Here is a 6,885-nt window from a genome sequence, read left to right as displayed (position 1 = left end):
AGTACGTTGCCAGTTTTCTTAGTTGAGCGGGCTTCGTCGTCGGTTTCTTTTCTGTCCATGAGGATTGGTTTTATTGATAGGATTGAAGGGTACTAATTATGTTCCAAAGGTAACACGTAGCTACTAGATTCTGGATTTTGGGCTTCGGATTTTTTGCACATGTCCCATGAAATAGCGTTTTGGTATCTTGCCACTTCCTTTTAAAAATTCGTCCCACCCCATGAATCAGGCAGAACAGAAGCAGCAACTTATTGAAAAAATCCGGGAAATCGGCCACCCCGAAGCCAGTCTGCTGTTTTTCCGGCTACTGAAAGACGTACTGGACGTTACTAACCTGGCTGACTCCGATCCCCGGCTTGCCATTGTGGTTTTAAAAAATGAGGCAGGCATTTCAGTGAACATCAATGTATATCTGGCTCTACGCCTAACTAAAAGCCGCAAGGAAGGTTTGCGGATTTGGTTTGTGTTTCCCAAAAACTACCTTGAAAATGGAAACCATAGTCTCACGCAGTCGCTTGAATTTCAGTCCCGATCTAACGGTCCGCAGGCCGATTATGTTTGGTTGCCGCTGCCCTTCGAAGAGGCCGACCTGGACCGCTACGACCCCGAGGCTAAGCAACAGTGGGAAAACTGCCTGCTGGAATTCGTAGAAAAGGCCCGGCGTAGTCCGCACATCAAAAAGCACAACTCTGCCGTCTACAAAGCCGCCATCGACGAATCTTACCGCGGCGAGGTTATCGCCTACGCTACGCCCGGCTGGCAGGAAAACCAGGTAGAGGAGGGGACGGAATCCTATAAATCCTCTGCTCCGATTGGAGAAAACAAAAGTCCCGATCCATCCAGGCGCCCCAACATCCCGCTCAACTACCTGCTCTACGGCCCGCCGGGAACGGGCAAAACGAATTACGTCCAGCAACTGCGTCGTGAATTTCCCGACGCCCATTTCGTGACCTTTCACCCCTCATATAGCTACGAGGAATTCATGGAAGGCATCCGGCCTGACCTGGTTGGCGGGCAATTGAGTTACCGCGTCAAGAAAGGAATCTTTTATGAAGCATGCGAGGAAGCCGCGCGCAAGGCTGGTTATGCTTCCTTCGATAGTTGCCTGGACGAGACGCCCGCCCGGCGGGCTGAACGGTTTGCCACCGCCCCGGCGCATTTACTCATCATCGACGAGATCAATCGCGCCAATCTTTCGGCGGTACTGGGCGAGCTTATTACGCTGCTGGAACCCGATAAGCGGCTGGGGGCCGAGAACGAACTTTGGCTCACCTTACCTTACTCGCGGAACCGCTTTGGCATCCCGGCCAATCTCTATGTCGTCGGCACGCTCAATACCGCCGACCGCTCCATCGCTCTGCTGGATACGGCCCTGCGCCGTCGTTTCGCGTTCCGGGAAATGCCGCCTGACCCCGAACTACTGGCCGAGGCTACCATCGAAGGCATCGACTTGCGCGCTATGCTGCGTACAATGAATAAGCGGATCGAAGCCCTCTACGACCGCGACCACGCGCTGGGCCACGCTTATCTTTTTGGAATAATTACCTACCAAGAATTGGTTGAAAGGTTCCGCCAGAAAATCATCCCGCTGCTGCGCGAGTACTTCTACGATGATTGGGAGAAAATCCGCCTGGTACTGGGTGACAACGAACGGCAGGGCAAGGCTTACGAAGAGCAGTTGGTGCGCCGCACTTTGCTCAACGAGCGCGAACTGTTTGGTGAGGAAATCCTCACCCAGCCCGACACATACACCTACGAAATCAATCCGGCGTTAGCCAAGGGCACTTTCGAAGAGTTACCGAAAGAAGCGTTTGTTCGTATTTATCGGAAGTGACGTTGGACGTTTGACTTTGGATATTGGAATTTTTGAAATCCGATGTCTATAATCCAATCTTCAATCTCTACTTTATGGTACTTTTGCTGAAAATCAGGAGGACAATTTCACTACTCTCACAAAATCTTCGATTATATGTTTTTGCAAAAAAAGCTCATCCTCGCCGTCTTACTTTCGGCAGTCGCGTTACTGCCACTGGGCGCGGTGGCGCAGCAGCGCAACTTTGTTTCCTTTTCGGGTGGGTACAGCCTACCCGTCGGTGCGTTTGCCAGTCAGAACTTCGGCGATCCCAAGGCGGGTCTGGCCGGGTCGGGCGTGTACGCGCAACTTAACTACGAACGGAGGCTTACCGATCACTTCGGACTGCGGGTGACGGGTAGTTTGAACATCAACCAAACCGACGCGCAACCGCTGATCGATGAGTACAGTGTACTCCTGCCCAAACCCGATAGTTACAGTTGGCAAAAGGAAACCTCTACCTGGCAGTTGGGAGCACTGCTACTCGGTCCGTCGGGGTACTTGCCGCTGGGAAAAGTCGAGTTGGAAGGCCACGTGCAGGCCGGGGTGGTGCTGGCCGAGTCGCCGAGCGTGACGCTGTTCGGCATTTCTGCGGCAGACAGTCCCGATGTCGAGGCGAGTGTGACCCAGGCCTCAACCACTGCATTCGGCTTTGGAGCCGGAGCGTCGGTGCGGTTCCGGCTGACGGATAATCTGCGCCTGCAACTCACCGCCGACGCCATCGGCGCCGATATGCAGTTGAAGGACGTGACCACCTACCGCCGGTTCGGAAGCTTTGTTATACAGGAAACCACCAGCCCAAGTCGGTTTGTGACGGTCGTGAATGTGGGAGCGGGGGTAGTTTTAGGGTTCTGAAGCAGAATGAAATTATGACTAACTCCGACATCCGCTGGAAGCAACGTTTCCAAAACTTTGAAAAAGCCCTTTCACGCTTGCGGGAAGCCATAGCTACGGAGAACCCTTCGGATCTAGAAAAAGCGGGCGTGATCCAGGTTTATGAGTTTACTTTTGAGCTGGGCTGGAAGACTGTTAAATATTACCTGGAAGTAAATGAAGTAGTCGTCAAGTTTCCGCGCGAAGTCATTAAAGAAGCTTTTAAATACGGTCTATTGGATGGGGAAGTATGGCTCGATATGCTACAAAAGCGCAACCTGATGAGCCATACCTATGATGAAGAGACTGCTGAATTAGCCTATAATTTAATCGTCGATACCTACTTCGACGCCATTGATCAGGTTTTTCAAAAACTCCAACAAGCCTTATGAACGAATTTGGCATTTCGGAAAAAAGCTTTCTCCTTCTCACCGGAGCCTTCGCGCGCTACCCAGAGGTAGAGGAAGTACTTGTTTTCGGTAGCCGTGCCAAAGGAAACTACCAGCAAGGCAGCGACATCGACCTGGCCATTAAAGGGAAAGAGTGCAGCCACCGCACCGCAATGGACATCGCAGGCTACCTCAATGAGGAACTACCCATTCCGTATTACATCGACGTGCTGTACTACGAGGGTCTGAAAAACCGGGATTTGAAAGAACACATCGATCGGGTGGGGAAGCCGCTCATTACGTCAGCTGCCGACTCAGCTCTTCCCCAATCTTCATCAAATCACTAATCTCCGCTTCCGTAAAATCGTAGGGTACGGGCTTGGCGATACCTAACACGCCGTGCAATTCGCCATCGAGCAGCATCGGTGCGGCCAGGGAGCCTTCCACCTTCGTTTCTTTGGCCGAGGGCCGGGCGACGCCCGATTCGTCCGTCTGCAAGTTGCACATTTCCACGGGTTGCCGCCGCTCGGCTGCGATGCCAGCCATGCCCTTACCAATCGGAATCACCGACATTTTAGACAGCAGAAAGTCAGGAATTCCTACCTGCGCCCGCAAGTTCAGGAGTTGGGTTTCTTCATCCAGCGTGTGGATAGTTCCCGTGGTACAGGCAAAGACCGCGATGATCTCTGTCAGAAGCTGCGGCCAGTCGATTATTGCGGTTTTGCCTTGCAGCGCGGAGAGGATATATTCTGTTTTGGGGTTCATAGAGGTTTGGGAAGAATTGTTTTTTGACATTTCCCCAAAAAAAGCAAGCCAGTACTATCTTCTATTACCCGTGCGCTTACTCCGACCGAAGACTCTTCACCGGATTTGCCAACGCCGCGCGAATCGCCTGGTAACTCACTGACAGCAGTGCCACCATCACCGCCAGCAGGGCAGCGACCACGAACACCCACCATTCGATACCGATTTGGTACTTAAATTCTGCCATCCAGGACTTCATGAGATAGTAGGCGATAGGCGAGCCGATGATAATGGAAATACCAACTAGTTTCATGAAATCTTTGGATAGCAAAGCCGCCAGACTCGTTACGGACGCACCCAGTACTTTGCGAACGCCGATTTCCTTGACGCGCTGCTCAGCGGCGAAGGCCGAGAGTCCAAAGAGACCCAGGCAGGCGATGAAGATCGTCAGTCCGGCGAAGACGCGGTAGAGCAAGCCCATTTGCTGCTCAGCCTGGTAGAAGTTCTCGATGTTTTCTTCGTAGAATTTGCCCACGAAAGGTACTTCCGGGAAGATTTTCTCGTAAGCGGCTTTGACTTTTGCTACCGTTTGCGGTAAGTCTTTGGATTCCAGTTTGATGGCGCCTGACCAGTAAAACTTGGAGAGTTGCGTTACGAGAATGGGGTCAATATCCTCACGGGCCGACTTGGTGTGGAAATCCTTGATGACGCCCACGATGGGCGCGGGTTCCCAGCCGCCCATGCGCAGCTCGTGGCCGATGACCGAAGCCGGATCTTTGACACCTAGTTTTTTCAGAAGCCGCTCGTTGACCACGAACTTGGTATTGGTGTCGGCATTAGCGTAGGGCCCACCCGCCAGGAATTCGATGCCGTAGGCTTTGAAGTAATCGCCATCGGCCATTTTCATGGAAATCTGGAAATCCTCATCTTCCGACATATTGGTGAAGGCAAAATTGCCGGCCCAGTTATTACCGGAGGAAGGCTGATCCGAAGAAAAAGAAACCGCGCTCACTTCCGGTATTTGCAGTAATTCGTTACGCAGCGTGGCGTTGCGGGCGCTGTACTCAGTATCCATATTGACGTTGTACACGCCCTCTTTGACAAATCCCAGATCGAGCTGACCGATGTACTCCATCTGTCGCAGATTGATGACCGTACCGATGATGAGGACGAGCGCTGCCGCAAATTGGAAAACGATCAGGCTTTGGCGCAAAGTCAGACCACCCGACCAGCCGCTTGACACCTTCTTGCGAAAAACTTCCAGCGGCGAAAAAGAGGATAGTATGAGGGCCGGATACAAGCCAGCCAGCAACGTCAGGACAATCAGTCCGCCCAATGACCACAGGCCGAGTTCGGGGGTGAAATACAACGACGGGTCGGTGGGTACGCCGAACATAGCTTCCAGCACAGGCAAAGCCGCGTAAGCCAGCATGAAGCCACCCGCTACTGACGCCAGCACGACCAGAAACGTCTCGGTCAGGAACTGCGCGACTAGCTGCCCCTTTTGGCTGCCCAGTACTTTCCTGACGCCCACTTCCTTGGCGCGTTTGGTGGCCAGGGCGGAGTAAATATTGATGAAGTTGATGCAGGCCATCAATAAAATCAGAATGCCCACAATGGCGATGTTTCGGATACGCTCGTGGGGTACTGCGCGGTCTTTGTAGTTGTCCAGTTCCACGTTGTGGTGTACCTCCGCCAACGGACTCAGACTGTGCGTATCCTTGCTGTTTCCCTCGCGCTTGTCGTAGTGCTTGCGCGAGAATTTTTCGAGCATGCCATTCGCCGAAGCCACCGGAAATTTCCCGGGCAGCTGCACGAAAATCTGGTCGTTGCTGCTGGTACTTCCCCAATTATCGAACCCCCCAAAACCGAAAAGTTCGGGTTGGGCGCGTTTCGATGCGTAGGAAAGCACTATGTTGAGCGGAAAATCGGTGTTCAGCGGCGCGTCTTCCAGCACGCCGCCTACGCGCATCGTCGTGTTGTTGTTGATGCGCAGGTACTTGTCCACGGCTTGCTGGTAATCTTTGAAATACTTCTCAGCAAATTTCCGCGAGAGCACTATCACGTTGGGCTGCGCCAGTACTTCGGCTCCACCGATCAGCCATTTGTAGTCGAACATCTTGAAAAATTCAGGATCGACCATTAGCCCTTCGTTGTCCTCAAGGTACTTATTCGAGACATCGGCGGAGTTGGGGTCGCTGCCCAGTACGGTTACCTGCGGGTCGAGGGTACCGAAAACCGGTGCTACCTTCTCGAACTGCGGAATGTCCGTTTTCAGGGCCGCCGCTACGGGGAGCGGCGCACCGGGCGTCACTTCGCCGCTACCGTCGGGGTAGGTCTGCTGCCGGATGACGCGATAGATGTGGTTGTAGTTTGCGTGAAACTTATCGAAGCTCGTTTCGTAGCGCACGACCATAAACAGCAACAACGCGGCAGCTACGCCCACGCTCAAGCCAAGCGTATTGAGAATCGTGAAATCTCGGTTGCGGGAGAGGTTGCGGAAGGCGATTTTCAGGTTGTTTTTTAGCATGACAGTGAATTGTAGGGTCGGACAGCCGCCGCTGCGAACCCATGTGTTCTCCCGATGGGAATTAAAAGAGTGTTCAACGATCCTGAAAAACCTATGCCTAGAATTCAACTATCTTGTAATCATGGTTTTGAAAGAATTATGACTGTTCAAAAGCGGACGCTACTGTTCATTATCGGACACTTGGATTCAGTTTTGCCTACCTATCGGTTCAAAAGGTATTCTTATCAAGCGGCGTTTTTTCTAATCTGTATTGCCATATCTTTGACCTTGAAGCAGTTTGGTTGCTACCAGACACCCACAATCAACCCGCTATGCCAGCTAAACGAATTGTCATCTTCGGCGCCACGGGCGGCACGGTGCAATTCCGGGGCTTCGAGTCACCTTCCATCAGCCGCGCCGACGTGGCCCGCTTTATGCTTGACCAACTCGACCACCCTACTTTCCTGCGCCAATGTCCCATCCTGTACTGAACCCGTCGCCGACGGCGCTCGATGTCG

7 protein-coding genes are annotated in these 6,885 nt (G+C 52.8%); 5 read left to right on the top strand and 2 right to left on the bottom strand.

Features of this window, described 5'->3' with window-relative positions:
- Positions 1 to 220: 220 nt before the first annotated feature.
- The 4 genes from ACEW8P_RS21090 to ACEW8P_RS21075 all read left to right on the top strand — a co-directional run bounded on the left by ACEW8P_RS21090 (position 221) and on the right by ACEW8P_RS21075 (position 3,461).
- Entirely contained in the window at positions 221 to 1,834 is a 1,614-nt protein-coding gene (locus ACEW8P_RS21090) for an McrB family protein (protein ID WP_373515049.1), read from the top strand.
- Between the two features lie 135 nt (positions 1,835 to 1,969).
- Positions 1,970 to 2,707, top strand: a complete 738-nt coding sequence (locus ACEW8P_RS21085; RefSeq protein WP_373515048.1) for a hypothetical protein — start codon at positions 1,970 to 1,972, stop codon at positions 2,705 to 2,707.
- A gap of 14 nt (positions 2,708 to 2,721) precedes the next feature.
- Entirely contained in the window at positions 2,722 to 3,117 is a 396-nt protein-coding gene (locus ACEW8P_RS21080) for a nucleotidyltransferase substrate binding protein (protein ID WP_373515047.1), read from the top strand.
- A complete protein-coding gene (locus ACEW8P_RS21075; protein WP_373515046.1) occupies positions 3,114 to 3,461 on the top strand; it encodes a nucleotidyltransferase family protein in 348 nt (115 codons plus the stop codon). Before ACEW8P_RS21080 ends, ACEW8P_RS21075 begins: the two co-directional genes overlap by 4 nt.
- On the opposite strand, the gene ACEW8P_RS21070 is transcribed toward ACEW8P_RS21075, so the two are convergent.
- Entirely contained in the window at positions 3,412 to 3,879 is a 468-nt protein-coding gene (locus ACEW8P_RS21070) for a GAF domain-containing protein (protein ID WP_373515045.1), read from the bottom strand. The two genes, ACEW8P_RS21075 and ACEW8P_RS21070, sit on opposite strands and share 50 nt — an antisense overlap.
- Before the next feature lie 76 nt (positions 3,880 to 3,955).
- Positions 3,956 to 6,388 carry an ABC transporter permease gene (locus tag ACEW8P_RS21065; protein WP_373515044.1) on the bottom strand — a complete coding sequence of 811 codons (2,433 nt, stop codon included), beginning with the start codon at positions 6,386 to 6,388 and terminating at the stop codon, positions 3,956 to 3,958.
- Between the two features lie 311 nt (positions 6,389 to 6,699).
- Between ACEW8P_RS21065 and ACEW8P_RS21060 the strand changes: the two genes are divergently transcribed.
- Positions 6,700 to 6,858 (top strand): hypothetical protein, encoded by a 159-nt coding sequence (locus tag ACEW8P_RS21060; protein WP_373515043.1) that lies wholly within the window; start codon positions 6,700 to 6,702, stop codon positions 6,856 to 6,858.
- Positions 6,859 to 6,885: the final 27 nt, after the last annotated feature.

This window comes from Persicitalea sp. (assembly GCF_041751555.1).
GTDB lineage: Bacteria > Bacteroidota > Bacteroidia > Cytophagales > Spirosomataceae > Persicitalea.
This window is presented reverse-complemented; position numbering and strand designations above follow the sequence as displayed.